This window comes from Cellulomonas sp. GbtcB1 (genome assembly GCF_019091725.1).
GTDB lineage: Bacteria > Actinomycetota > Actinomycetes > Actinomycetales > Cellulomonadaceae > Cellulomonas.
Window position 1 is genome coordinate 26,400 of sequence record NZ_JAGXJG010000025.1, and the last position, 24,517, is coordinate 50,916.

Genomic DNA, 24,517 nt, shown 5'->3' on the forward strand with positions numbered 1-24,517 from the left:
GTCCCCGGGGTCGGGCGGTCAGGTGGTCGTCGTCGGGCGCAGGAACCGCGCGACCGCGTCGCGCAGCATCCCCGCGGTGGTGCGGTACCAGAGCCACACCCACACGCCCCCGAGCAGGACGAGGAGCAGGTCGGAGGCCGCGGCCGCGACGGCGACCGCCCCGGCCAGGAGCGCGAGCGTCCCCAGCGAGGCGCGCCACCGCGCGACGAGGTAGTAGGCGCCCGCCTGCCAGGCGGCGGCGAGCGGGAGGCGGAAGAAGGTGCGCAGCGCGAGCGCGTGCAGCGCCACGAGCACCAGCAGCACGGCGGCGCCGGGAGCCAGCCCGGCGACGAGCGCGGGGACGCCGGAGGACCGGGCGCCCGCGCCGACGACCGCGACCAGGCCGGCGACCAGGCAGACCGGCGCCGAGACGGCGAGCGCCTCGCGCCAGCCGAGCCGGTAGCCGCGGCCGAAGGCCCGGGCCACGGCGACTCCGGGGTCGACGTAGTGCTCGCGCACCGCGTACAGCCCGGCCGACAGCGCCGGTCCCGCCGGGACGGCCGCGAGGGCCACGAGCCAGACGAGCGACGGGTCCGGGCGCAGCAGCAGCGCGAGCGCGACCAGCGGAAGGTTCGCCGCGGCGAGCAGCGCCGTCAGCCCGGCGCCCCACGCGAACGCGGCCACCGCGCGGCCGAACGGTCCGTCGCCGACCTCGTCGCCGCGGCGGCGGCCCGGGTGGGCGTCGTCGCGGTCGCGGGGCGTGACCGGGAAGGCTGCCGGGTCGGCGGGGCGCGCGAGGTCGTCGGCCGGTGCCGGGTCGTCGGACCAGCCGGCGACCGCGTCCCCGGCGCTCACGCGTCCGCCCCGTCCGCCACCCGGAACGCCGCGCGCAGCAGGTCCCGCGGCCGGCTGCTCGGGCCGACGAGCAGCTCGAAGTCGCCGGGCTCCACCACGCGGCGCCCGGCGGCGTCCACGATCGAGCAGTCCGCGGCGGGCAGCACCAGCGGCACCGTGACCGACTCCCCGGGCGCGAGCGGCACCTGGGTGAACGCCTTCAGCTCCCGGTCCGCCCAGGACGCGGACGTGACCAGGTCCCGGACGTACACCTGCACGGTCTCCAGCGCGGGGCGCGCCCCGGTGTTGGTCACCGTCACGTGCGCCCGCACGGTGCCGTCCGCGGCCACCTCGGCGGTGTCGACCACGAGGTCGCCGTACTCGACGGTGGTGTACGAGAGGCCCTCGCCGAACGCGAACGCCGGGTCCTGCGTGAGGTCGGCGTACCGCACGCCGTGCTGGCCCCGGACCTGGTTGTAGTAGATCGGCTGCTGCCCCACGTGCCGCGCGAACGAGATCGGCAGCCGCCCGCTGGGCTCGATCCGCCCGAGCAGCAGGTCCGCGAGCGCACGCCCGCCGGTCATGCCGGGGTGGGCCGCCCAGACCAGCGCGTCCGCCGCGAGGGCGGCGGGCGGCAGCACCATCGGCTTGGAGGCCTGCAGCACGACGACCAGCGGGGTGCCGGTGGCCGCGACGGCCTCCAGCAGCGCGACCTGGCCGCCCAGCAGCTCCAGCGTGGCGGTCGAGGTGCCCTCGCCGACCAGCTCGATCCGGTCGCCGACCACGGCCACGACGACGTCGGCGTCCCGCGCCGCCGCGACGGCGGCCTCGAGCTGCTCGGGGTCCACCGGCGCCGACGCCACGACCTGCGGCCGCGGCTGGCCGTCGGGGAAGTACGGTCCCTCGGGGTCGTCCTCGTGGGTGAGGATCGCGGCGCCGGGGGAGTACGTGACCGTCCAGCCGTCCGGCACCCCGTCGCGGAGCCCGTCGAGCACCGTGGTGATCATGTCGCGCGGCTGCCCGTGCGCCATCCACGCGACCTGGCCCGAGGACCCGGCCCAGTCGCCGAGCTGGGTCTGCGGGTCGTCCGCGAGCGGGCCGACGACGGCGACCCGCAGCGGGGGCTGGTTCGAGGCGCCGGCCTCGGGGGTGCCCCCGGCCAGCGGCAGCACGCCGGAGTTCCGCAGCAGCACGAGCGACCGCCGCGTCAGCTCCAGGTTGAGGTCCTGGTGCGACCCGACGACCGCGCCCATCGTGGCGGGGTCGGGCCGGCGGCGGTCCTCGAACAGCCCGAGCTCGAACTTGAGCGTCAGGATCCGGGACACGGCCGCGTCGAGATCGGACTCCGCGATGAGCCCGCGCGCCACCGCCTCCTGCGCGCCGTCGAAGAAGCCCGCCGTCGTCATGATCATGTCGTTGCCGGACCGCACCGCCGCGGCGGACGCGTGCACGTGGTCGGGCTGCACCTGCTGCTCCCAGACCATGCGGCCGACGTTGTCCCAGTCGGTGACGAGCATGCCGGTGTAGCCCCACTCGCCGCGCAGCACGTCGGAGAGCAGCCAGTCGTTGACGGTGATCGGGACCCCGTCGATCGTCTGGTAGCCGAGCATGAACGTGCCGCAGCCCTCGCGGGCCACCCGCTCGAACGGCGGGAGGAACCAGGACCGCAGCTTCCGGGGCGACAGGTCCGCCTCGGACGCGTCCCGGCCGCCCTGCGTCTCGGAGTACCCGGCGAAGTGCTTCGCGGTGGCGAGCACCGCCGTCGGGTCGGCGAGGCCGGTGCCCTGGTACCCCCTGACCGCCGCGCTGCCGAGCTCGCCGATGAGGAACGGGTCCTCGCCGAAGGTCTCGTTCACACGTCCCCAGCGCAGGTCGCGGGCGACGCACAGCACGGGGGAGAAGGTCCAGTGCAGGCCGGTCGCCGCGGCCTCGACCGCGGTGGCGCGCGCCATCCGCTCGACGAGCTCCGGCGACCACGTGGCCGCCATCCCGAGCTGGGTCGGGAAGATGGTCGCGCCGTCGCAGAACGAGTGGCCGTGGATCGCGTCGTCGCCGACCAGCAGCGGGATCCGCAGCCGGGTCTGCTCGGTCAGGTCGTGCGCTTCGAGCACGAGCTCCGGCGTCGGGTGCAGGATCGAGCCGACGTGCTTCTCCAGCACCTGCTCCTTCAGGCCGTCCGGGGCCGACAGCTGCGTCATCTGCCCGACCTTCTCCGCGAGGGTCATGCGCGCGAGCAGATCGGCGACGCGGTCGGCGACGGGCAGGGCGGGGTCCAGGTAGTCCACGGTGCTCCTACTTGATGCCGGTCATGGCGATGCCCTGCACGAAGTGCTTCTGCATGGCGATGAACACCGCGAGGACCGGCACGATGATGAGGACCGAGCCGGCCATCTGGAGGCCGAACTCGGCGCCCTTGTCGCCGGTCGGGCTGGTGTACAGCGCCAGCGCCACGGGCAGGGTGTACAGCGAGTCGCGCTGGGACACGATGAGCGGCCACAGGAAGCCGTTCCACGAGCCCATGAACGTGAAGATCGCGAGCGTCGCGAGCGGGGCGCGGCACAGCGGCATCACGATCCGCGCGAAGATCCGGAACTCGCCGGCGCCGTCGATGCGCGCCGCGTCGAGCAGGGAGTCGGGGAGCTCCAGCATGAACTGCCGCATGAGGAAGACGCCGAACGCGCCCACCATGCCGGGCAGGATCATGCCCCAGTAGGTGCCGACCATGTTGAGGTTCGCGACGAGCACGAACTGCGGGATCAGCGTCACGATGCCCGGCACGAACATGGTCCCGAGGACGACGGTGATGAGGACCTTCTTGCCCGGGAACTCCAGCTTGGCGAGCGCCCAGCCGACCATCGAGCAGAACAGCAGCGTGGTGGCGACCGAGACCACGGCCAGGAAGACCGAGTTCAGGAAGTACCGCGTCATGTCGAACTCGAAGAACCACGCGCGGAAGTTGTCGAGCGTCGGCGCCTGCGGCCACCAGGTGATGGGGCGGCGCATGATCTCGGCGTTGGTCTTGAACGCGCCGAGGATCATCCAGACGAACGGCAACAGCGTCCCGGCGAGGCCGACCGACAGGACGGCGAGCAGGGCGATCCGGCCCGGCGTGGGGCGGCGGCGACGGCGCTGCCGGACGACGGGCGCGAGCGGCACGGCGGTCGTGGCCGGCGCGAGGGGGGTCGAGGTGCTCATGGTCATGTCCTCTGCCGGAAGAACCGGAACTGGATGATGGCGAAGATGCTGATGATCGCGAACAGCACGTACGCGCCGGCCGCGCCCACCGAGTAGTTGCCCCACTGGAACTGGTTGAACACGTACAGGGCGATGGACGTCGTCGACTGCAGGGGACCGCCGTTGGTCATGACGAACGGCTCGTCGAAGAACTGCATGAAGCCGGTGGTCGTGAGGATCGCGTTGAGCAGGATCGTCGGCATCATCATCGGGATCGTGATGCGGAAGAACCGCTGGACCGTCGACGCGCCGTCCATCATCGCCGCCTCCTTGACGTCGGAGGGGATGGCCTGCAGGCCGGCGAGGAAGATCACCATGCTCGACCCGATGCTGCGCCAGACGGCCATGAGCGTCAGCGCCGGCAGTGCGGTGCGGGTGTCGCCCAGCCAGTTCGGGCCGTCGATCCCGATGTCCGCGAGCAGCGAGTTGATGAGGCCGTTCGGCTGGTACATGATCCGCCACACCACCGCGACGGCGACGATGGTCGTCACCACGGGGGTGTAGTAGCCGACCCGGAAGAACGTCGCGGCGCGGCGACCGAGCGCGTTCAGCATGACCGCGAGCACCAGCGCCGAGAACAGCGACAGCGGGACGCCGACGACCACGAAGCCGAGCGTGTTCCGCAGCGCCCGCAGGAACGTCGTGTCGGACAGCACCTCGGCGAAGTTCCCGAGACCCACGAAGTCCACGGCGAACGGGGTGCGGATGTCGTTGACCCGCAGGTCGGTGAACGCCATCCCGAACGAGCTGAGCAGCGGGACGAGCCCGAACACGCCGAACGACAGGACGAACGGCGCGGCGAACAGCCAGGCGACGACGGCGGTCCGGCGGCGCCGGGCGGCCAGGGACACGGACTTCCCCGGCCGCCGCGACGTCGACGGCGGCGTGCGCCGTGCGGTGGTGGTGCTGGTCACCAGCCGAAGCCGATCTGGTCGGCCTGGTCCTGGATGGCCTTCGCGGCCTCCTCCGACGTGACCTCGCCGTGCGCCACGCGCTCGGCGTAGATGCCGATCTGCTCGGCGATCTGCGACCACGACGGGTAGCTCGGGGTCTCGACGGTGTTCGGCATCTGCTCCTTGAGCACCGACATCACCGGGCTGTCGTCGATCGGCGCGTACTCGGCCGACTCGACGCGCGACGGGAACGAGCCCGCGAGGTCGAACAGCGTCTTCTGCTGCGCGTCCTCGAGCAGCCACTGCAGGAAGAGCCAGGAGGAGTCCTGGTTGTCCGACGAGGCGAACACGCCGAGGTTGCCGCCGCCGATGTACGAGTCGTTGTTGGCGGAGCCGGCGGGCAGCGGGACGTAGCCGATCGAGTCCTCGGTGAAGCCCTCGGGCGCCGCGCCGGTGTCGATCAGGTCCTGGTAGGTGCCGACCATCCACGGGCCCGAGATCAGCAGCGGGGAGCCGCCGTTCTCGAACGTCGCCTCGGTCTCGGACAGCGGGGCCTCGCCGCGGTCGAAGAAGCCCTTGTAGAAGTCGAGCGCCTCGACGAACTCCGGGGTGTCGAACGTCCAGGAGTCGCCGTCGCTGACCTCGCCGCCGGCCTGCGACACGAAGGGCACGATGACCTGCGCCGGGTTCTCGATCGGGCGGGGCAGGCTCAGGCCGTACTCGCCGCCGGGGCGCGCGGCGAGGGCGCCGCTGAGCTCCTCGAGCTCGTCCCAGGTGGTCGGGGCGTCGTAGCCGAGCTCGGCGGCCAGGTCGGCGCGGTAGAACAGGAACCGGGTCTCGACGTACCAGGGCACCGAGTACTGCGCGTCCTCGCCGGTCACCGAGGCGACGGCGGCGGGGTAGAAGTCGTCCTCGTCGTACACGCCCTCGGGGACCGGTGCGAGGCCGCCCATCGCGATGACCGAGGCGGTCTGGTCCGCGCCGGTCATCACGATGTCCGGGCCGGTGCCCGAGGCCACGGCGGTCTGGTTCATGGTGATGATCTCGCCCCAGGGCACCTCGGTGACCTTGATCGAGGCCTCCGGGTTGTCCTCGGTGAACTGCTCGCCGAGGGTGCGCAGCGCGTCGCCGTTGCCGGCCGCGGCCCAGATCTCGATCTCGCCCGTCGCCTCCTCGGCGATCGAGCCGGCCTCGGCGGAGCCGCCGCTGCCGGCGTCGTCCGACCGGCCGCAGGCCGCGACCGGCGCGAGCGCCAGGGTGGTGACGGTGGCGGCGACGAGGGCGCGCCGCACGGTACGTCGGGTCATGTGTTCCTCCTTGAACGGGCGTCTGCGCCCGCGCCACGGCGCGCGGGTCGGCCTGCGCCAGCGCTGGCTGCAATGCGGTGTAATGCGCATTACAAGAACCGGAATCTAAGCGTGTAGAGTGGCGCTGTCAACCCGGTCCTGGGGCGCGGCCCGCCGCTCGCCGCCACTCGCCGTCGAGGAGTTCCTGCGTGGCCCGCCGACCCACCGTGTACGACGTCGCCGAGCGCGCCGGGGTGTCGATCACGACCGTCTCGTTCGCGTTCCGGCAGCCCGGGCGCGTCGCCGCCGCGACCCGGCAGGCCGTGATGGACGCCGCCCGCGAGCTCGGCTACGTCCCGTCCGCCAGCGCCCGGGGCCTCGCCCGCGGGGCGACGGGGGCGTTCGGGCTGTACTCGTTCGACATGATGCTGGCCGACGCCGACGGTGCCGCCGCCCCGGTACCGCTCGAGGCCGCGGCGGTCCCGGAGGGCGACCCGCGGGTGTTCCCGCTCTACGTCGACGAGGTCGAGCGGGGGTTCGCCCTGGAGTGCCGGGAGAACGGGCGCGCGCTGCTGCTGGCGTCCGGCGCGCCGAGCGGGGCCGCGATGTACGACATCGCCGGGCGCGTGGACGGCCTCGCGATCTTCCCGGGCACGCACAGCCTGGACGCGGTGCACGCCATCGCGCAGTCGGTGCCGCTGGTCGCGTTCAACACCCCCGGCACGGACGCGTCGTTCAGCCACGTCTCGGTCGACAACCGCGCGGCGATGACCGGCCTGGTCGAGCACCTGGTCGGCGTGCACGGGGTGCGGGACCCGGCGTTCGTCGGGGAGGGGTCGATGTACGACTTCGCCGAGCGGCTCGCGGGGTTCCGGGACGCCGTGGCGGCGCTGCTGCCGGACCGTCCCGCGCCCGGCCCCGGGCACGAGGGGCTGGCGTCCACCGAGTGGCTCGCCGCGCTCACCGACCTGGCCGCGGCCGACCGGCTCCCCGAGGCGCTGGTCTGCCAGAGCGACCAGGCTGCGCTCGTGGTGCTCGACGTGCTCGCGGAGCACGGCGTCGACGTCCCGGGGCGGGTCCGGGTGACGGGCTTCGACGGCATCCTCGCCGGGCGGCTCACGACGCCGGCCCTCACGACGGTGCGGCAGCCGTTCGAGCACATGGGGCGGACCGCCGTGCAGCTGCTGCAGGAGCGGGTCGCGGACCCGGGTGCGGCGTCGCAGTTCCGGACGCTGCCGACCCGGCTGATCCCGCGCGCGAGCTGCGGCTGCGCGGGCTGACGCCGCCCCGGCGGGCTCTGGTCGTCAGGTGCGCGGGGCCCGCAGCGCGCGGTCCAGCAGCTCCTCGAACGCGCCCGCGACCTCGCGCGCGCCGGCGCCCGGCCACGCGTGCACCGGCTGCGCCGCGCCCTGCGCCTGCTGCAGCGCGGCGCGCTCGGGGACGAACGGGGTCAGCACCAGCGGGCCGTACAGCCCGCGGAGCTCGTCGAGCCGGAACGCCTGCTCCACGGACCGCGCCTTGACCCGGTTCACGACCACGCCCAGGGGCTGGAGCTGGCCCGCGGGACCGCGGCGGAGGTCGTCGATGGTCTTCATCGCGCGCCCGACCGCCGTGACCGAGAAGAGCCCGGGTTCGGTCACCACGACCGCGCGGTCGCAGGCCGTCAGGCCGGTGCGGGTCAGGCCGCCGAGCGACGGCGGGCAGTCGACCAGGACCAGGTCGTAGTCGTGCACCCAGGCCAGGGCGAACCGCAGCCGGTCGACGTCCGCGTCCGCGCCGTCGTAGGCGTCGTGCCGCGAGGACGCGGCCGAGCCGACCAGCACGTCCAGGCCGGCCTCGGCCCAGGCGCTGGGCGAGGTGGCGGCGGCGATCGACTCCGCCGTGGGGGAGTCGAGCACGCCCGCGACGTCGGCCTCGGCACCGGCGGTCGCCAGCGCGAGCGTGCTGTCGCCCTGCGGGTCGAGGTCGACCACCAGCGTGCGGAGCCCGCGCTCCAGCGCGGCGGACGCCAGCCCGAGCGTCACCGATGTCTTCCCCACGCCGCCCTTGAGCGAGCACACTCCCAGCACCAGCACGGGGCACACGGTAACGGGCCGCCCGCCGTTCGCGGAATCACGTCCGCCCCGCCGGGCCGCCCGGGTCGACGCCGCGCCCACCTGGGGCGATGCTGGCCCCATGACCGACAGCACCCCCGCCCGCGCCACCGAGATCACCCACTGGGGCCACGCCTGCGTCCGCCTGGAGCGCGACGGCAGCCGCCTGGTGCTCGACCCGGGCTCGTTCAGCGACCCGACCGCCCTCGACGACGCCGACGCCGTGCTGATCACCCACGAGCACGTCGACCACGTGGACGTCGCGCGCCTCGCAGCCGCGCTCGGCGCCCGCACCGGGTTCGACGTGTGGGCGCCCGCGGGCGTGGTCGCGCAGCTCACCGAGGCCGGCGCGCCCGCGGACCGGGTGCACGCCGCGGCCGACGGCGACGCGTTCGACGCGGCCGGGTTCGCCGTCCGGGCGGTGGGCGAGTGGCACGCCGTGATCCACCCCGACGTGCCCCGCGCGCACAACGTCGCGTACCTGGTGGACGGGGCGCTGCTGCACCCGGGCGACTCGTTCACGCCGCCGCCCGCCGGGACCGCCGTCGACCTGCTGCTCGTCCCCGTCGCCGGGCCGTGGATGAAGCTCGCCGAGGCGATCGACTACGTCCGGGCCGTGCGCCCGCGGGTGGCCGCACCGATCCACGACGCGATCCTGTCGGACCCGGGCCGGGCGCTGGCCGACCGTCTCGTGGGGGGCATGGGCGGCGCGGAGTACGTGCGCATCGCCGCAGGCGCTCCGTACTCCTGGACCCCGGGCGCCTGACCGGCGCCCGGTTCAGGCCGGCGGCGCGGTCGAGCCGCGGCGGACCAGGGACGTCGGCAGCCGCACGTGCGGGTTCGGCGCCTCGCCGCCGTCGAGCAGCGCCGTGAGCAGCGCGATCGCGGCCGCGCCCATGCGCTGGATCGGCTGGTGCACCGTCGTGAGCGGCGGCTCCGTCTGCGCCGACTCCGGGATGTCGTCGAACCCGATCACGGACAGGTCGCGCGGCACGTGCAGCCCGAGCTCGCGGGCGACCTCGATCGTCGCGATCGCCGAGAGGTCGTTCGCCGCGAACACCGCGGTCGGGCGGTCCGGCAGGCTGAGCAGCTCGCGCACCGGCTCCCGCGTCGGCTCCTTGCGGTAGTCGCCCTCCCGGACGAGCGCCTCGTCGACGGCGGCCCCCGCGTCGGCCATCGCCCGGCGGAAGCCCTGCTCGCGCAGGCGCGACGACTCCAGGTCCGGCCGGCCCCCGACGAACGCGATCCGCCGGTGCCCGAGCCCCAGCAGGTGCTCCGTCCCGAGCACCGCGCCGGCGAGGTTGTCCGAGTCGACGGTGGGCAGGCCGGTCGGGCCGGTGTGCGGGTCGATCGCGACGACCGGCACCCCGGCGTCGGCCTCGACCACCGTCGGGGTCACCAGCACGGCCCCGTCGATCAGCGTGCCGCTGAGCCGCGACAGGTACCGCCGCTCCCAGCCGGCGCCGCGGCCGTGCAGTCCGCCGGTGTAGGCGAGCAGCTCGTACCCGGAGTCGGAGTCCGCGAGCGCCGTCGCCGCCCCCTTGAGGATCTCGGCGGAGAACGGCTCGAACTCCGCGACGAGGATGCCGAGCACGTGCGTGCGGTGCGACCGGAGGCTGCGCGCGACCAGGCTCGACTCGTAGCCGAGCCGGTCGATGACCTCCATGACCCGGGTCGAGGTCGCCTGCGCGACGCCGTACCGGCCGTTGATGACCTTCGACACCGTCGCGACGGAGACGCCCGCGTCCCGCGCCACGTCGGTGATGGTCACTCGCTGCCCCATGCCGGGGATCGTAGCCGCGCGCGGGGTGCGCCCAGGCGCGATCCCGGCGCCCGCCGGCGGACCGGGGTCAGCGGCGACGGTCGGCGCCCGCCGCCGCGTGCACCGCGGGGTCCATCGCGAGCCGCAGCGCGACGTCCAGCGGGAGGCGGGTGCGGGCCCGGCTGCGCCGCGCGAGGAGCGCCGCGCGCTGCCGGGCGCGCGCGTCGTCGAGGCGGTGCGGTCGGTCCTGGGCCATGCCCCCACCCTGCCCCGGGGCGCCCGCCCGCGGCATCGGCCCCGGGGTGGAGATCCGCGTACGCCGGACGGTGGACCCGGCCGACGGTCCACGGCGCGGACGGCGCGCCCGGTCGCGGCCCTGGTCGGCGCCCCGTACCGTCCCCGGCAGACGGACACCGGGAAGGGGTGGGGCGGGCACATGTGGTTCCGACGACGGAGGACGACGGCGCCGAGCGGCGGGGACGCCGTGCGCGCGGCGGAGGTCGCCCGCGACGACGCCGGACGCGGACCGGGCGCCGGCGCGCTGTGGGCGGACGGCTTCGGCCGGATCGGCACGCGATCCGTGCAGGTCCTGGCGCTGCTGGCCCTGGTCACCGTCGCGGTGTTCGCGGTCACCCGGCTGACCCTCGTCGTCGTGCCGGTGCTCATCGCGCTCGTGCTGGCCTCCGCGATCCACCCGCTGGTGTCCTGGCTGCGCCGGCACCGGCTGCCGTCGATCGCCGCGACCTGGATCGCGCTGGTGCTGATCGTCGGCGTCCTCGGCGGCGTGATCACCGCGGTCGTCTACTCGGTGATCCACCAGTGGGACGACCTCGCGGACCAGGCGGTCGCCGGCTTCGGGGAGCTGCAGGACTCGCTCACCGGGCTGCCGATCCAGATCACCGACGAGCAGATCGCCGACGCGCGCACCGCGGTGACCGACTTCCTCACGTCGAGCAGCTTCGGTGCGGGCGCCATCGCGGGCGTGTCCGCCACGGCGAACTTCCTCACCGGCTTCGTGCTGATGGTCGTCGTGCTGTTCTTCTTCCTCAAGGACGGGCCGACCATCTGGGAGTTCCTGCTCCGGCCCTTCGAGGGCGAGCGCTACCGGCGCGGGCAGCGCGTCGGCGGGCGCGTGGTGCAGACCATGGGCGGCTACGTGCGCGGCACGGCCATCGTCGCCGCGGTCGACGCCATCGGCATCGGCGTCGGCCTGGTGATCATGGGCGTCCCGCTGGCGATCCCGCTGTCGGTGCTCGTGTTCCTGCTGGCGTTCATCCCGCTCGTGGGCGCGACCCTGGCCGGCGCGCTGGCCGCGCTCGTGACGCTGGTCGCGCTCGGGCCGGTCGAGGCGCTGATCGTGGTCGGCATCGTCATCCTGGTGAACCAGCTGGAGGGCAACTTCCTGCAGCCGGTCGTCATGGCCCGGTCGCTGGCGCTGCACCCGCTGGTCATCCTGGTCGCCCTGACCATCGGCACCGTCCTCGCGGGCATCACCGGCGCGGTGCTGGCCGTGCCGATCGCCGCGTCGATCTGGGGCGCGATCCAGGTGTGGAACGGCCCGCACGAGCCGGCGCGGCCGGCGCAGCAGAAGCGCCGCGAGGTCACCGAGGGGCGCTGAGGCGGAGGGCAGGGCGCGGCCCGGGCGCCGGGTCAGGCCGGGGTGCGCCAGACCGAGACGTGAGACGTGCTCTCCGCGGTGAACGGCGCCTCCGTGAAGTCCGCCCAGCGCTCCGTCGGCCGCATGCCCGCGATCCGCGCCATCAGGTCGAGCTCCGCCGGCCAGACGTACCGGTGCGGCGACCGTCCGGTGCTCACCGACCCGTCGGGCTCGACCGTGTAGTGGTGCGACACCAGCCGCTGCTCGGCCACGTCGTACCGGTCGAACCCGAGGTGCGCGTCGCTCACGTCGAACGGCAGCGCCACCTCGCCCGGCGGGAGCCGGCGCAGCTGCGGCACGAACACCTCGCACACGAACGCCCCGCCGGGCTCCAGGTGCCGGGCGGCGTTCTCGAAGCACGCGACCTGGGCGTCCTGGGTCATCAGGTTCGTGATCCCGTTGAACACCAGGTACACGAGCCGGAACCGCCCGGGCGCCGTCGCCGTCGTCATGTCGCCGATCGTCACCGGCACCCGCTCCGCCCCGGGCTTGGCGGCGAGCCGGGCGGCCATCGGCTCGGACAGCTCGATCCCGGCGACCGGCACCCCGCGGTCGGCCAGCGCCAGCGCGACGCGCCCGGTGCCGACCGCGAGCTCCAGCGCACGCCCGCCGTCGGCGCGCGCCGCCAGGAAGTCCACCGTCGGACCCAGCACGTCGGGGGCGAACATCGCGGCGCTCGACTCGTCGTAGCGCGCGGCGACCTGCTCGGTCCAGATGTCCTCGTCCGTCACGCCGTCGAGGCTCCCACCGCCGCGACGTGCCGGGCCAGGGAATAGCGGACCGGCGCGCGGCCGTGTTGAGTAGGACGCGTCAGCCGACGACGACGCCGGGAGGAGCCCCGCATGGACGTGCACCAGCTCGCGCAGGAGCAGATCGACCTCGCCCACCAGGACCCGCACGGCCGGAGCGCCCAGATCGTGGTGCACGACGGCCCGCTCCGGCAGACCGTCATCGCGCTGCGCACCGGCACCCGGCTCGCCGAGCACAACTCGCCGCCCGCGGGCAGCATCCTCGTGCTCCGCGGCACCGTGGCCGTGTCCAGCGCCGAGCGCGTGGACACGCTGCCGACCGGGTTCCTCGCGACGCTCACGCACGACCGGCACGGCGTCGAGGCGCTGAGCGACGCGGCGATCCTGCTCACCACCGTGACGGGGACGGGGGAGGCCTCGCACGGCTGACGCGCGCGGCGCGCCGCGCAGCTGACGTTGTGGCGGCGTCCCGCCGCTGGCTACGGTCGGGAGGGCGCGCAGCGAGGCGCGCCCGACCCCAGGAGGCCCGCCGTGACGATCCGGCCCGATGACCCGGCGACCACCGAGGACGAGCCGCCACCGGGCCCGACGCTCGGCGACCGTCTCGCGCGCCTCCGCTGGACCCCGGGGCGGGTGGCGTGGCTCGGGGCGTCGGTGGTCGTGCTCGGGGCGCTGTTCGACCTGGCGCTGCTGCGGATCTACACCAGCTCGGGCGTCCGCGTCGCGCAGTGGCTCGCGACCCTGCTGAGCCACCTCTCGACGACGCTGACGGTGCTCGGCCCGGCTCTGCTGGCCGTCGCCCTCGGCGCGGCGCTGCTCCGGCACCGGACGCCCGCCGACCCTGGGTAGGAACGGGCGGCGCCCGGCGGAAACCCGTCGCGCGACCCCGCCGCCCGTCCGTAGCGTGGCGCCCGTGCCCGACCCGATCTTCGCCGACCCGCGCCTTGCCCCGCTCTACGACGTCTTCGACGACGACCGCTCCGACCTCGACCTGTACCGGGCCGTCGCGCGCGAGGTCGGGGCGCGCCGGGTCCTCGACGTCGGCTGCGGCACCGGCACGCTCGCGCTGCTGCTCGCCCGCGACGGCCTGGACGTCGTCGGCGTCGACCCGGCCGGGGCGTCGCTCGACGTGGCGCGCGCCAAGCCCGGCGCCGACCGCGTCACCTGGTTGCACGGGGACGCCACGACGCTGCCGCCGCTGGCGGTCGACCTCGCCACGATGACCGGGAACGTCGCCCAGGTCTTCCTGGCCGACGACGACTGGTCCGCCACCCTGCGCGGCATCCGGGACGCGCTCGTCCCGGGCGGCCACCTGGTCCTGGAGACCCGCCGCCCCGAGGCCCGGGCGTGGGAGGACTGGGCCGCGGATGACGGCGCCGGGGCGCGGGAGGTGCCCGGCGTCGGGCGAGTGGTGGAGGAGTTCGCCGTGACCGAGGTCGCGCTGCCGCTGGTGTCGTTCCGCTCGGTGTTCCGGTTCCCGGACGGCGACGAGGTCGCGTCGACGTCGACGCTGCGGTTCCGGTCGCTGGACGAGGTGCGCGCGTCGCTGGCCGCGGCGGGCCTCGACGTCGTCGACGTCCGGGACGCGCCCGACCGGCCGGGCCGGGAGCACGTCGTCCTGGCCCGGCGCCCGCCGGGCTGAGGGAGGATCGCACGCCGCGCGTCGTCAGCCGCGGGCCTCGTGGAGCACGCCGTAGGCCCGGGCCGCCGTGGCGAGCCGGGCGTCGAACGTCGCGAGCGTGAGGTCGAGTCCGACCGCGGTCGCCAGCACGCAGACATCGGGCATCTCGAGACGCGTGTCCGCGCGGAGCCGGGCGAGCAGCACGGGTTCGTCGTCGCCGAGAGCCGCGGTCCGGACGCCGAGCCCGCGGAGGTCGTCGTGCATCTCGCGCTCCCGGTGCACGCGGGCGGGACCGACCAGGACCTCCGCGAGCGTGAGGGGATGCGCGACCAGCGGCTCAAGCGCCTCCGCGAGGAGGTCGACAGCACGCTCGTGGTGCGCGTCCGCGGGCTCGAGGAACCCGATGAGCACACCCGCGTCGAGGACGATCACGCGTCCCAGTCCTGGCGGAGGTCGTCGAGGTAGCCCGCTCCGTACGTGCCCGCGTACTTCTGCGAGACGGCGTGGACCCGCCGGCGCCGCTCGGCGTCGTCCGATCGCTGGTCCTGCTCGAGGGCCCGCGCGCCCTCCTCGATGAGGTGCGCGAGCAACGCACCCGGGCGCTGGCCCGGCCACCTCCGGCGCGCGACGTCGAGGGCGTGCTGCACCGAGGCGGTGTGCGTGACCTGGGTCCGGGGGAGCGCGGTCGGCATGGGCCCAGTGTACCTCCGCCCTCCCAGGTGGTACACCCGGTCGCGTGTGCTCAGCCCCTGAGCGAACGTACGGCGTCCGTGTCGATCCGCGGGTTCCCCGTTCGACTCCTGGGTGAGAGGGTCCGGACGAGGACCCGGCACCAGGGAGGCACGACCGTGAAGTACATGCTGATCATGCGCTCGTCGGGGGAGGCGGCGCCCGTCGGCGACGCGAGCTCGTACGAGGACTCGATCGAGACGATGAGCCGGTACAACGAGGAGCTGGTCGCGGCCGGCGTGCTCGTGGCGATGGAGGGCCTGTCCGACGACCCGGCGGAGAGTGTCGTCGTCGACTACGCGCAGACCCCGCCGGTCGCTACGGACGGCCCGTACGGGGAGGTGAAGGAGCTGTTCGGCGGCTACTGGATCCTCGACGTCGGGTCGCAGGCCGAGGCGGTCGAGTGGGCGAAGCGCGCGCCGCTCACCTTCCCGGCGGCCAAGGTGGAGATCCGGCGGATCGCGAGCATCGACGAGTTCCCCCAGGACAACCCGTGGATCCAGCGGGAGCGGGCGTGGCGCGAGGCCACGGGTCAGCTCTGAGCCCGGACGCGCCGGGGGAGGGCCGCGCCGCGGTCGAGGCGGTCTGGCGGACGAGCGCCGCCCGGATCGTGGCGACCCTGGCGCGGTCCACCGGTGACCTCGCCCTGGCGGAGGACGTGGCGCAGGAGGCGCTCGCCGAGGCGCTGGTCGCCTGGCCGCGGGACGGCGTGCCCGCGAACCCCGCCGGCTGGCTCGTGACCTCGGGGCGGCGGCGCGCCGTGGACGCGTTCCGGCGGCGGGCGGCGCTCGACGACCGGTACGCCGCGCTCGCGCGGGACGCGGGGCACCCCGCCGGGCCGGCCGGCGACGCCGACCTGCTGCACGACCCGGACGCGGTCGGTGACGACGTCCTCGCCCTCATGTTCGTCGCCTGCCACCCCGTGCTGTCCCGCGAGGCGCAGGTGGCGCTCACCCTCCGGGTCGTCGGCGGCCTGACCACCGAGGAGATCGGGCGTGCGTTCCTGGTGCCGACCGCGACCGTGCAGGCGCGCATCACCCGCGCCAAGAAGACGCTCAGCGCCGCCCGGGTCCCGTTCGCGGTGCCGTCGGGGCCGGAGCGCCGCGAGCGTCTGGCGTCCGTGCTCGCGGTGGTGTACCTCGTGTTCACCGAGGGCTCGACGGCCACCTCCGGGGACGACCTGCTGCGACCCGACCTCGCGCGGGAGGGTGTCCGGCTGGCGCGGGTGCTCGCGCACCTGGCGCCCGACGAGCCGGAGGTGCTGGGTCTGCTCGCGCTCCTGGAGCTCACCGCCGCGCGGTTCCCCGCGCGGGTGGCCGACGACGGCTCGGCGGTCCTGCTCGAGGACCAGGACCGGCGCCGGTGGGACCGGGCGGCGATCCGCCGGGGCCGGGCCGCGCTGGCGGCGGCGGGCCGGGCGGGGAACGGGCTGGGCGCCTACGGGCTGCAGGCGGCGATCGCCGAGTGCCACGCGGTCGCGCCCTCGGTCGCGGCGACCGACTGGGAGCGCGTCGTGCTGCTCTACGACGCGCTCGGCCGGCTCGCGCCCTCGCCGGTCGTCGACCTGAACCGTGCGGTGGCCGTCGCGATGGCGCACGGCCCGGCGGCGGGGCTCGCGCTCGTCGAGCGGCTGGCGGACTCCGGTGCGCTGGCCGGGTCGCACCTGCTGCCGTCGGTGCGCGGGGAGCTGCTCCGGCGGCTCGGCCGGGGCGCCGAGGCGCGCGACGACCTCGCCCGCGCGGCGGCGCTGTGCCCGAACCCGCGGGAGCGCCGGGTGCTGCAGGGCAAGATCGCGGCGCTGCCGGCCGGGTGAGACCACCGCGCCGGCCCTGTACACGGACGTCGCCGCGCTGGCAGGCTCGAGCCCGAGACCACCCGACCCGGACGGGGGAGCCGTGCCCGACGACGACCGGACCGACACGCGGACGCTCGGCGAGCGTCCCGGCACGAACGACGCCCCGCTCGGCCCGTCGTTCCGCGACGGGCCGCCCCGCACCCCGAGGTCGGCCGCGGCGGTCCTGGCCGAGGCGGTCCCGTTCCTGCTGCTCGCCGCCGTGGTCGTGCTCGTGGTGGCCGGCCGGTGACCGGCCCGGAGCGGGTGCTCGGCATCGGCGGCTACTTCCTGCGGGCGCGTGACCCCGAGGCCCTGACGGTCTGGTACCGGGACCTGCTCGGGATCGAGGACGACGCCCACGGCCTGTGGCACCAGGAGGCCGGCCCGACGGTCTTCGCGGCGTTCGACCCGGACACCGACTACTTCGGGTCGCCGCAGCAGCAGACGATGCTGAACTTCCGGGTCCGGGACCTCGACGCGATGCTCCAGCAGCTGCGGGAGCGAGGCGCCGACGTCGCCGCGGAGACGCAGGACATGGAGGGGGTCGGGCGGTTCGGTTGGGTCACCGACCCGGAGGGGAACCGGGTCGAGCTCTGGCAGCCGGAGTGACGGCGGCGGGCTCAGCCGCCGACGCGGAGCTCGGCCTGCGCGCCGCGCACCAGCAGCAGGAGCTCGCCGTCGTCCAGGCCCGCCGCGCGGGCGCGCGCGACCAGGGCGCGCACGTCGGTCAGCAGGTCGGCGCGGTCCGCGGTGGGGTCCGGACCCGACCGCGGCAGACGTGGCACGTCCCCGGCCACGACGGTCCCGGTCCGCCGGCGGGCGTGCACGACACCGGCGGCCTCCAGCTCCCGGTACGCGCGCTGCACGGTCCCGACCGCGACGCCGAGGTCGCGTGCCAGGTCGCGGGAGGCGGGCAGTCGCTCGCCCGGCCCGAGTGCGCCCACGGCCACGAGCGCCGCGAGCTGGGAGCGGATCTGCTCGTAGACGGGGGTCGCGGCCGTCAGGTCGACGCGGAGCTCGGTCACGCGGCGATCCCGGCCAGCGGGCGCGGACGCGGGACGTGGCGCGCAGCCACCGCGGTACCGGCGACGACCATCGAGCCGATCAGGACGGCGGAGCCTCCCAGTGCCGAGAGAGCGGCGGCCACTGGCGTGTGCTGCAGCGCCAGGGCGGCGAACAGCATGGTGAGACCCACGCCCGCCCCTGCCCAGAGCTGCGCTCCCGCGAGCAGGCGTGCGGCGGCGAGCCGGCGGACCGCGTCGTCGTGCTCGGTCGTGACGAGTGGGAGCGGCGGACGCCGGGTCAGCACGCGCAGGGCGAGCAGCGTCGCCACCGCCACCGCGGCGAGCCCGACGAGGATCGGGCCGCCGTAGTACCAGCCCGGGTAGGGGCCGCGGGCTCCCCACGTGACCGGGCCGCCGTCCTCCACGACGGTGTGCGCGACCCGCTGGCCGTCGGGCGTCGCGGTCGCGCCGTAGAGCAGGACCGCGAGGGCGCCGGTGCCGAGCGTGGCTGCCAGGACGGCCAGCCGCCAGCCGCCGATGCTCCTCACCGTCCGCCTGGTCAACGGGGCCGTGCGCACCGTGCCGCGCGGCCGGGGCCACGTGCGCTCGCCCACCGCCCGGACGAGGCAGAGCGCGACGGCCCCGACGTAGGGCGCGGTGGCGGCGCCCAGCGCGTAGCCCGCTCCGCGGTGGCCGCCCGCAGGCGAGAGCGGCAGCGACGGCAGCATGAGGAAGGCGACCGTGGCGCCCGCGCTGGCGAGCGCGGCGACGACCGAGACGAACGTCTCGTGCCGTCGCGCGGCGAGCGCGACGGACGGCGCTGCGGAGTCGGGGCCGGCTCGCCGCGCGACGACGACGTGCACGGCGAGCACCACCGCTCCGGTGAGCACCGCGAGCGGGACGAGGAGCACGAGCGCGGCCACGAGACCTCCATTGAGTCGTTGACGTGATTCATTGAAGCAGTGGGCCCTTCCCGCGTCCAGCACCCCGCGTCGGGGTGGCGCCGGGTGAACCCCGTCCCGCAGGGGGTGAAACCCCTGGTCGCTGCCGCCGGGGAGCGCGTCCCGGGGGAGTCGGCCCCGTACCGTCGACCCCCCCGGGCCGGCCGCCGCCGCCCCGTCCGCGCGCGAGGTCCGAGAGGGGAGCCGCCATGGATGCCGTGCCCACGGCGCCGCCGGTCGACGACCCCCGCTGGCGGGACGCCCTGCGGTCCGTCCTCGACGAACCCGCCGCGCACGCCCTGCACGCGCAGCCGATCGTGGACCTCACCACGGGATCCGTCGCCGGCTACGAGCTCCTGTCCCGGTTCGACGGCCCGTGGCGCGCGACCCCGGACGTGTGGTTCGCGGCCGCGCAGCGCTGGGGAGTGAACCCGACGCTCCAGGCGCGCGTGCTGGAGCGGGCCGTCGCCACGCGGGCCGACCTGCCGCCCAACACGTTCCTCACCGTCAACGTCGACCCCCACCTGCTCGCCGACGACCTCGTCGCAGACGCCCTGCTCCGGCACGGCGACCTGTCCCGCGTCGTCCTGGAGCTCACGGAGCACACCCGGGTCGACGAGGCCGGCCACGCCATGGCGGTGCTCGACCGGGCCAGGTCCGCGGGTGCGCTCGTCGCCATGGACGACGCCGGGACCGGTTACGCAGGCCTCGAGCTGCTTCTCGCCCTGCGTCCCGACATCGTCAAGCTCGACCGCGCCCTGGTGACCGGCATCGACACCGACCCGGTGAAGCGGGCGCTCGCCGAGGTGTTCGGCGACCTGGTCGGCCGGATGGACGGGTGGATCCTCGCCGAGGGGGTCGAGACGCGCGGCGAGCTGGAGGCCCTGATCGGCCTCGGCGTGCCGCTGGGGCAGGGCTGGGCACTCGGCCGCCCGCAGCCGCGGATGCTCCCGACGCTGCCCGACGAGGACGCCGCGCACATCCGCGCCACCGCCTCGCGGGTCTCGCTCACCGGCAACGTGGCGAGCCTCGTGCGCCCCGCCCGGGCCGGGGCGGACCGCGACCGGGACGACGTGCTGCTCGCGGACAGCGGGCTGGTCGCCGGGGTGCGTGACGGGTCGGGTGAGTGGGTGCCGGCCATCACGGTCGCCCCGAGCGCGTCGCTCGCGGAGGTGGCGCGGCGGGCGATGCTCCGCCCCGAGCCCCGACGGTGGGACCCGCTGGTGTGCACCGCGGCCAACGGCGAGGTCCTCGGGACCGTGCCGATCGACGCCCTGCTGCTCGCGCTCTGCGACTCATCAGGGACCTGATCCACGCCGATAGACGAGGGACCCCGCCGGGGCCCGAGATCCAGGAAGAGGACTCCACCATGAAGGCATTCCGCTGCGGGGACGTCGTCCCGGGCTGCGCCCGCGCGTTCACCGGCACCGAGGACGAGATCCTCGCCCAGGTGGCCCAGCACGCGCAGCAGGACCACGGCCTCACGGAGGTCCCCGCCGAGCTCGTGGCGCAGGTCCGCGGGGCGATGGTCCCGGCCTGACGCACGCCGTGCGCAGCGGAGCCCGGTCCTGCCGCCCGGCGGGGCCGGGCTCCGTCGTCCCGGACGTGGGGGCGTCAGCGCACCCGTTCGACGCGGTCCGGCGGGCGTCGCCGCCATCGCGCGGGACGACGACCCCGCGCCCCGATCACCCCTGATCCCGGCAGCGTCCACCGGCTCGCCACGACGTCGCCCGCGGGGTCGAGCCAGTCGGCCCGCTCGACCGGTGCGGCGAGCGCCGTCGCGAGCCACCGCGCCGTGAGTCCGCGAGCTCCCCGGGCGTGGCGGGCAGGCCGAAGAGCTCCAGCGCCCCGGCGGGGCCGCCGTCGAGGAGGTGGCTGCCGCCCCACCCGCCCTCGACACCCGTCCCGCGCGGCCCCGACGTCCAGAACCCGACCTGGAGGTTGACGTGCCGGGGCGGGAGACCGGGGACGTCCACCTGGAGGTGCAGCGGACGCAGGACGGTCCGGACGCGGGTGCCGGACGGGTCGAGGCCCGCCCGCTCCCACACGTCGTGGTGCTCCCGCAGCGCCACGAGGAACCGCGCCTCGTCGGGGGACCGCGGGGCGTCGCCGTCGAACCAGGTCGCGGGGTGATCCACGCCCGGCACGCTAGCGGGGCGCGCGCGGCTGCGCCCGGGTACTCACGCCGCGTCGGTGGCGGGCACGCGGCGCGGCGCGGCGGTAGCGCTCGTAGACCACGCGCGACCCGAACGTCCGCGTCTCCACGAGCTCCAGGTGGAGCGGTTCCGCCACTGGCGGCAGGAACGGCGTCCCGCCCCCGACCACCAGCGGGTTCCGGAACCCCCGCACCTCGTCCAGCAGGCCGAGCGCGATCGCTTGCGCCGCCAGGTCCGCCCCGCCGACGGACACGTCCCGGTCCGTGCGCGCGAGCGCGGCGGCGACCTCCTCGGCCACCGACCCCGTCGCGAGCCGCGCGTTGCCCTCGACCCGGTCGAGCGTGCGGCTGAACACCACCTTGGGCAGCGCGGCCCAGACGTCGGCGAACGCGTCACCCAGGTCCGTGGCGCGCATCAGCGGATCGGTCTCCCAGGGCAGCATCGTCTCGTAGAGCCGCCGGCCGCACAGGTACGCGCCGAGCTCGCCGACCTGCGCCAGGCTGAACCGGAACTGGTCCTCGGACGGCGCGCTCCACGCGAACCCGCCGGTGCGGTCGGTGACGAAGCCGTCCAGCGTGACGCTCATCGAGTAGATCAGCACGCGCCGAGCCTAGGTCCGGTCCTCCCGGCGCAGCGGCTGCCCACCGCGCCGACCCCGGTCGGCGAGCCCGTCGATCGCGCGCCGGGTGAGCTCCATCTCGACGTCACCGCCGTGCCCCTCGGACTCGACGACGTGCAGCTCGCTGCCGGGCCACGCCCGGTGCAGCCGCCACGGCGTGATCGCGGGACCGCTGACGTCCCGCCGGCCGTGGACGAGCACACCCGGGACGCCGGCGAGCTGGTGCACGCGGGCCAGCACCGCCTGCTCGTCCTCGAGGAAGCAGTCGTGGGCCCAGAAGTGCGTCACGAGCGTCGCGAAGTTGGCGCGCTCCCGAGGGTCGTCGTGCAGCGGGCCCGGCGCCCAGCCCGGGTCGAGCGACACGTGCGTCGACTCCCAGGCGTCCCACGCGTCGGCGGCGGCCGCCCGCACGTCCGGGTCGGGGTCGCGGAGCCGGCGCGCGTAGTGCTCGACGACGCGCACGCCGTCGGGGACGTCGGCGGCGAACCGGTGCCAGGCCTCGGGGAAGAGGCGGCCCACCCCCTCGGTGATCCAGTCGATCTCGTCGCGCCCGCCGGTGGTCACGGCCGTGAGAACGAGCGCGGTGACGCGGTCCCGGTGCGCGAGGGCGTACGCCAGGGCGAGCGTGGACCCCCACGACACGCCGTGCACCAGCCACGCGTCGATCCCGAGGTGCTCGCGGAGCGCCTCGATGTCCTCGACGAGCGTGCCGGTGGTGATCTCGTCCAGGTGGTCGAGGTCGTCGACCGCCCACGGGGTGCTGCGACCGCAGCCGCGCTGGTCCAGGCCCACCACGCGGTGGCGCGCCGGGTCGAACCGCCGGCGGTAGCCCCCGCGCCCGAGCCCGCTGCCCGGTCCGCCGTGCAGGTACAGCGCGGGGAGGCCCGCCCGGTCGCCGGACTCCTCCCAGTACAGCCGGACGCCGCCGGGGCGGTCGAGCCAGCCGGAGTCGGACGGTTCCGTGGGCGGGTGCACCCTCGACACGGTACGAGCACCGGGCGGTTCGTGGCGTCGACGCGCGCCGGGGTCTTGTGTGGCGCGGACCGGCGGCAGACCCTGGAGCGGCAGGTGGGTCCCCGGGAGGTGGGTGCGATGGGCGCTCGGCTGTTCGCGTACGTGAGCTACCCCGACGGGCCCGCGGCGCTGGACTGGCTCGCTGCGGTCGGCTTCGTCGAGGTCCGCCGCCAGGACGACGCCACGGGCGCCGTGGTGCACGCCGAGCTCCGGCTCGGCGACGCCGTCGTGATGGTGGCGAGCGACGACGCCGCCTACCATCGGCCGCCGCTCGTGGGCAGGTCGACGGGCAGCGGGGTCTACCTGCTGGTCGACGAGCCGGCGGAGGTGGATTCATTCGCGGAGCGCGCACGCGTCGCCGGCGCCCGGGTGGTCGTCGAGCCCGAGGACACGCCGTGGGGGAGCCGCCGGGCGCGCGTGCTCGACCCGCAGGGACGCGAGTGGACCGTCGGCACGTACGAGCCCGGAGCCGCGTGGTGAGTGCGGCGGGAGTCAGGCCGCGTCGGCCACGACCCGGCGGCTCGGATCGGCGTCCGCGGCGGGGGCCGGGGCGACGTCCCAGCGGAACCGCTCGACGTGCCCGCGGGTGATCGGGAGGCGGGCGGCGACGGCCAGGAGGGCGACGCCCGCGGCTCCGCCGACGACGTTCCACACGAGGTCGTTCACGTCGGCGACGTGGCCGCTCCCCAGGAAGTGGGTGGAGAGCAGCTGGACGACCTCGATCACGAGGCTCACACCCGCGGCCGCGACGACAGGGCGCCACCACGACGACCGCCGGAGGACCAGCGCCAGCAGGATCCCGAGCGGCACGAAGACCGCCACGTTCATCAGGGCGTCGGCGACCTCGTAGTCGGCGAACGGGACCAGCACGGCCTGGCTGGTCCACGGCGCGTCGCCCACCGGCTTGTCCAGGTAGATCGGGAAGACCGTGTTCGCCACGACTCCGGCGAGGTAGACGCAGAGCGCCAGCGCGACGAGCGCGCGCGGCGCGGTGAGCCGTCCGCGGCGGTGCAGCGACCCGAGCAGCGCGGCGAGCGCAGCCGCGGCCAGGGGGAGGACGACGGGGAGGACGGGGACCTGGCGGAACACGGGTGCGGATCTTCCTGCTCGGTGGACGGGCGCGGTCGGCGGGACCGGCCCTCGCCACCGTGGCACGGAGCGCGGCCCGCCGCGTCCACCCGGGGTCGGACGGGCCGGAGACCAGCACCGTCGTGGGTCCGACCCCGGGTGGACGCCAGGGCGTGACCGGGCGGGCACGCTGCTCCGGTGCCCTTCACGCTCGCCCACCCCGCCGCGGTGCTCCCGTTCGCCCGGCCCCCGTTCGTCCCGGCCGCGCTGGTCGCCGGCGCGCTGGCCCCCGACGTGCCGTACTTCCTGCCCCTGCCGCGGTCGGCGGGATCCTGGTACGAGCCGTTCGTCAACGCGACGACGACGCACGCCTGGCCCGGCGCGCTCACGGTGGCCGTCCCGACGGCCGCGCTGCTGCTCGGGCTGTGGTGGCTGGTGCGCGTGCCGCTGCGGGCGCTGGTCGCGAGCGGCACGGCGAAGCCGGGGGAGCGCGGCGGGGCGGGTGCACCGCCCGGAGCGGCGTCGGGGTCCACGACGCGCACCGCCGCCTGGGTGGTCGTGTCCCTGGTCCTCGGCGTCCTCACGCACGTGGTCTGGGACGCGGTCACCCACGGCGACGGAGCCCTGGTGCAGCGGGTGGCCTGGTTGCGCGAGCCGCTCGTCTCCGGGGTTCCCGCCGCACGGGTGCTGCAGCACCTCAGCACCGCCGCCGGGCTCCTCGTGCTCGCGCTCTGGGCGGGACGACGGCTCCTCGCGTGGCGGCGCGCCGGCGGCCGCCCGGTGCTCGGACGCCTCCAGGTGGTCGGGGTCGGCGCCGTCGCCACGGCAGGGACCGCGGGCGCCGTCGTCGGTGCCCTCGGTGCGACGGGGTCGGGCGCCGAGGCCGTCCTGTCCGCGGCGGCGAAGGACGGAGGCACGGCGTTCGTCCTGGTCGGCCTCGTGGTGTCAGCGGCGTGGTGGCTGGGTCGCGTCGTCCGGGCGAGGACGGCGCGGCCGGTCGGCGCGCGCTAGCGTCGGCGGGAGATCTCGTCGCCCGCCAGGAGA

The 24,517-nt window shown here is 75.5% G+C and carries 31 protein-coding genes; 14 read left to right on the forward strand and 17 right to left on the reverse strand.

Annotated features, from left to right (window positions below; all coding sequences use genetic code 11):
- Positions 1 to 18: 18 nt before the first annotated feature.
- The 5 genes from KVT14_RS10780 to KVT14_RS10800 form a co-directional block, all read right to left on the reverse strand.
- Complete coding sequence (locus KVT14_RS10780) at positions 19 to 834, reverse strand: hypothetical protein (RefSeq protein ID WP_217615660.1); 816 nt, start codon at positions 832 to 834, stop codon at positions 19 to 21.
- The gene (locus tag KVT14_RS10785) at positions 831 to 3,038 is read right to left on the reverse strand and encodes a glycoside hydrolase family 3 N-terminal domain-containing protein (protein ID WP_217615696.1); all 2,208 of its coding nucleotides are present in this window, start codon (positions 3,036 to 3,038) and stop codon (positions 831 to 833) included. Before KVT14_RS10785 ends, KVT14_RS10780 begins: the two co-directional genes overlap by 4 nt.
- A 67-nt stretch (positions 3,039 to 3,105) precedes the next feature.
- On the reverse strand, positions 3,106 to 4,008 hold the full coding sequence (locus KVT14_RS10790; RefSeq protein WP_254630748.1) for a carbohydrate ABC transporter permease: 903 nt from the start codon (positions 4,006 to 4,008) through the stop codon (positions 3,106 to 3,108).
- Positions 4,009 to 4,010: 2 nt separating this feature from the next.
- Positions 4,011 to 4,961 (reverse strand): carbohydrate ABC transporter permease, encoded by a 951-nt coding sequence (locus tag KVT14_RS10795; protein WP_147796757.1) that lies wholly within the window; start codon positions 4,959 to 4,961, stop codon positions 4,011 to 4,013.
- Positions 4,958 to 6,247 carry an extracellular solute-binding protein gene (locus KVT14_RS10800; RefSeq protein WP_217615662.1) on the reverse strand — a complete coding sequence of 430 codons (1,290 nt, stop codon included), beginning with the start codon at positions 6,245 to 6,247 and terminating at the stop codon, positions 4,958 to 4,960. The genes KVT14_RS10795 and KVT14_RS10800 overlap by 4 nt, the downstream gene beginning before the upstream one ends.
- A gap of 188 nt (positions 6,248 to 6,435) precedes the next feature.
- Here KVT14_RS10800 and KVT14_RS23460 point away from each other — a divergent pair, with 188 nt between their 5' ends.
- On the forward strand, positions 6,436 to 7,506 hold the full coding sequence (locus KVT14_RS23460; protein WP_217615663.1) for a LacI family DNA-binding transcriptional regulator: 1,071 nt from the start codon (positions 6,436 to 6,438) through the stop codon (positions 7,504 to 7,506).
- A 24-nt stretch (positions 7,507 to 7,530) separates the two neighbouring features.
- Here KVT14_RS23460 and KVT14_RS10810 read toward each other — a convergent pair whose 3' ends face one another.
- Positions 7,531 to 8,301: a ParA family protein gene (locus tag KVT14_RS10810; protein WP_217615664.1), complete on the reverse strand. Its 771-nt coding sequence runs from the start codon at positions 8,299 to 8,301 to the stop codon at positions 7,531 to 7,533.
- 100 nt (positions 8,302 to 8,401) lie between these two features.
- Here KVT14_RS10810 and KVT14_RS10815 point away from each other — a divergent pair, with 100 nt between their 5' ends.
- Positions 8,402 to 9,085: an MBL fold metallo-hydrolase gene (locus KVT14_RS10815; protein WP_217615665.1), complete on the forward strand. Its 684-nt coding sequence runs from the start codon at positions 8,402 to 8,404 to the stop codon at positions 9,083 to 9,085.
- A gap of 12 nt (positions 9,086 to 9,097) precedes the next feature.
- Here the strand turns inward: KVT14_RS10815 and KVT14_RS10820 are convergent, their stop codons facing one another.
- Both KVT14_RS10820 and KVT14_RS10825 read right to left on the reverse strand, forming a co-directional pair.
- Entirely contained in the window at positions 9,098 to 10,102 is a 1,005-nt protein-coding gene (locus KVT14_RS10820; protein WP_217615666.1) for a LacI family DNA-binding transcriptional regulator, read from the reverse strand.
- A gap of 67 nt (positions 10,103 to 10,169) precedes the next feature.
- Entirely contained in the window at positions 10,170 to 10,337 is a 168-nt protein-coding gene (locus KVT14_RS10825) for a hypothetical protein (RefSeq protein WP_217615667.1), read from the reverse strand.
- A gap of 180 nt (positions 10,338 to 10,517) precedes the next feature.
- Here KVT14_RS10825 and KVT14_RS10830 point away from each other — a divergent pair, with 180 nt between their 5' ends.
- A complete protein-coding gene (locus KVT14_RS10830) occupies positions 10,518 to 11,699 on the forward strand; it encodes an AI-2E family transporter (RefSeq protein ID WP_217615668.1) in 1,182 nt (393 codons plus the stop codon).
- A gap of 32 nt (positions 11,700 to 11,731) precedes the next feature.
- On the opposite strand, the gene KVT14_RS10835 is transcribed toward KVT14_RS10830, so the two are convergent.
- On the reverse strand, positions 11,732 to 12,469 hold the full coding sequence (locus tag KVT14_RS10835) for a class I SAM-dependent methyltransferase (protein WP_308161023.1): 738 nt from the start codon (positions 12,467 to 12,469) through the stop codon (positions 11,732 to 11,734).
- A gap of 111 nt (positions 12,470 to 12,580) precedes the next feature.
- Between KVT14_RS10835 and KVT14_RS10840 the strand changes: the two genes are divergently transcribed.
- The 3 genes from KVT14_RS10840 to KVT14_RS10850 all read left to right on the forward strand — a co-directional run bounded on the left by KVT14_RS10840 (position 12,581) and on the right by KVT14_RS10850 (position 14,129).
- Positions 12,581 to 12,916 (forward strand): cupin, encoded by a 336-nt coding sequence (locus KVT14_RS10840; protein WP_217615669.1) that lies wholly within the window; start codon positions 12,581 to 12,583, stop codon positions 12,914 to 12,916.
- Between the two features lie 102 nt (positions 12,917 to 13,018).
- Positions 13,019 to 13,336: a hypothetical protein gene (locus tag KVT14_RS10845; RefSeq protein WP_217615670.1), complete on the forward strand. Its 318-nt coding sequence runs from the start codon at positions 13,019 to 13,021 to the stop codon at positions 13,334 to 13,336.
- Between the two features lie 64 nt (positions 13,337 to 13,400).
- Complete coding sequence (locus tag KVT14_RS10850) at positions 13,401 to 14,129, forward strand: bifunctional 2-polyprenyl-6-hydroxyphenol methylase/3-demethylubiquinol 3-O-methyltransferase UbiG (protein ID WP_217615671.1); 729 nt, start codon at positions 13,401 to 13,403, stop codon at positions 14,127 to 14,129.
- Between the two features lie 24 nt (positions 14,130 to 14,153).
- Here the strand turns inward: KVT14_RS10850 and KVT14_RS10855 are convergent, their stop codons facing one another.
- On the reverse strand, positions 14,154 to 14,540 hold the full coding sequence (locus KVT14_RS10855; protein WP_217615672.1) for a PIN domain-containing protein: 387 nt from the start codon (positions 14,538 to 14,540) through the stop codon (positions 14,154 to 14,156).
- Complete coding sequence (locus KVT14_RS10860; RefSeq protein ID WP_217615673.1) at positions 14,537 to 14,800, reverse strand: hypothetical protein; 264 nt, start codon at positions 14,798 to 14,800, stop codon at positions 14,537 to 14,539. The genes KVT14_RS10855 and KVT14_RS10860 overlap by 4 nt, the downstream gene beginning before the upstream one ends.
- A gap of 165 nt (positions 14,801 to 14,965) precedes the next feature.
- On the opposite strand from KVT14_RS10860, the gene KVT14_RS10865 reads away from it, so the two are divergent.
- The 4 genes from KVT14_RS10865 (at position 14,966) to KVT14_RS10880 (ending at position 17,280) form a co-directional block, all read left to right on the forward strand.
- A complete protein-coding gene (locus KVT14_RS10865) occupies positions 14,966 to 15,379 on the forward strand; it encodes a YciI family protein (protein ID WP_217615699.1) in 414 nt (137 codons plus the stop codon).
- Positions 15,352 to 16,650: a DUF6596 domain-containing protein gene (locus KVT14_RS10870; protein WP_308161024.1), complete on the forward strand. Its 1,299-nt coding sequence runs from the start codon at positions 15,352 to 15,354 to the stop codon at positions 16,648 to 16,650. The genes KVT14_RS10865 and KVT14_RS10870 overlap by 28 nt, the downstream gene beginning before the upstream one ends.
- A gap of 82 nt (positions 16,651 to 16,732) precedes the next feature.
- Positions 16,733 to 16,921: a hypothetical protein gene (locus tag KVT14_RS10875; RefSeq protein ID WP_217615674.1), complete on the forward strand. Its 189-nt coding sequence runs from the start codon at positions 16,733 to 16,735 to the stop codon at positions 16,919 to 16,921.
- Entirely contained in the window at positions 16,918 to 17,280 is a 363-nt protein-coding gene (locus KVT14_RS10880) for a VOC family protein (RefSeq protein ID WP_308161025.1), read from the forward strand. The genes KVT14_RS10875 and KVT14_RS10880 overlap by 4 nt, the downstream gene beginning before the upstream one ends.
- Positions 17,281 to 17,291: 11 nt before the next feature.
- Here the strand turns inward: KVT14_RS10880 and KVT14_RS10885 are convergent, their stop codons facing one another.
- Together KVT14_RS10885 and KVT14_RS10890 are read right to left on the reverse strand one after the other, a co-directional pair.
- The gene (locus tag KVT14_RS10885) at positions 17,292 to 17,696 is read right to left on the reverse strand and encodes a GntR family transcriptional regulator (RefSeq protein WP_217615675.1); all 405 of its coding nucleotides are present in this window, start codon (positions 17,694 to 17,696) and stop codon (positions 17,292 to 17,294) included.
- Positions 17,693 to 18,598 (reverse strand): hypothetical protein, encoded by a 906-nt coding sequence (locus KVT14_RS10890; protein ID WP_217615676.1) that lies wholly within the window; start codon positions 18,596 to 18,598, stop codon positions 17,693 to 17,695. The genes KVT14_RS10885 and KVT14_RS10890 overlap by 4 nt, the downstream gene beginning before the upstream one ends.
- Before the next feature lie 227 nt (positions 18,599 to 18,825).
- On the opposite strand from KVT14_RS10890, the gene KVT14_RS10895 reads away from it, so the two are divergent.
- Positions 18,826 to 19,926, forward strand: coding sequence for an EAL domain-containing protein (locus tag KVT14_RS10895; protein WP_217615677.1), 1,101 nt, complete (start codon positions 18,826 to 18,828; stop codon positions 19,924 to 19,926).
- A 59-nt stretch (positions 19,927 to 19,985) separates the two neighbouring features.
- Positions 19,986 to 20,156, forward strand: coding sequence for a DUF1059 domain-containing protein (locus KVT14_RS10900; protein ID WP_217615678.1), 171 nt, complete (start codon positions 19,986 to 19,988; stop codon positions 20,154 to 20,156).
- 145 nt (positions 20,157 to 20,301) lie between these two features.
- On the opposite strand, the gene KVT14_RS10905 is transcribed toward KVT14_RS10900, so the two are convergent.
- From KVT14_RS10905 to KVT14_RS10915, 3 genes are read right to left on the reverse strand one after another with little or no spacing between them, the layout of a single operon-like run.
- On the reverse strand, positions 20,302 to 20,754 hold the full coding sequence (locus KVT14_RS10905; protein ID WP_217615679.1) for a hypothetical protein: 453 nt from the start codon (positions 20,752 to 20,754) through the stop codon (positions 20,302 to 20,304).
- Positions 20,755 to 20,764: 10 nt separating this feature from the next.
- Entirely contained in the window at positions 20,765 to 21,373 is a 609-nt protein-coding gene (locus KVT14_RS10910; protein ID WP_308161026.1) for a dihydrofolate reductase family protein, read from the reverse strand.
- Between the two features lie 9 nt (positions 21,374 to 21,382).
- Entirely contained in the window at positions 21,383 to 22,366 is a 984-nt protein-coding gene (locus tag KVT14_RS10915; protein ID WP_308161027.1) for an alpha/beta fold hydrolase, read from the reverse strand.
- Between the two features lie 117 nt (positions 22,367 to 22,483).
- Here KVT14_RS10915 and KVT14_RS10920 point away from each other — a divergent pair, with 117 nt between their 5' ends.
- Positions 22,484 to 22,885: a VOC family protein gene (locus tag KVT14_RS10920; protein WP_217615681.1), complete on the forward strand. Its 402-nt coding sequence runs from the start codon at positions 22,484 to 22,486 to the stop codon at positions 22,883 to 22,885.
- 12 nt (positions 22,886 to 22,897) lie between these two features.
- On the opposite strand, the gene KVT14_RS10925 is transcribed toward KVT14_RS10920, so the two are convergent.
- Positions 22,898 to 23,494, reverse strand: coding sequence for a VanZ family protein (locus tag KVT14_RS10925; RefSeq protein ID WP_217615682.1), 597 nt, complete (start codon positions 23,492 to 23,494; stop codon positions 22,898 to 22,900).
- Between the two features lie 177 nt (positions 23,495 to 23,671).
- Here KVT14_RS10925 and KVT14_RS10930 point away from each other — a divergent pair, with 177 nt between their 5' ends.
- Positions 23,672 to 24,484: a DUF4184 family protein gene (locus KVT14_RS10930; protein ID WP_217615683.1), complete on the forward strand. Its 813-nt coding sequence runs from the start codon at positions 23,672 to 23,674 to the stop codon at positions 24,482 to 24,484.
- Positions 24,485 to 24,517: the final 33 nt, after the last annotated feature.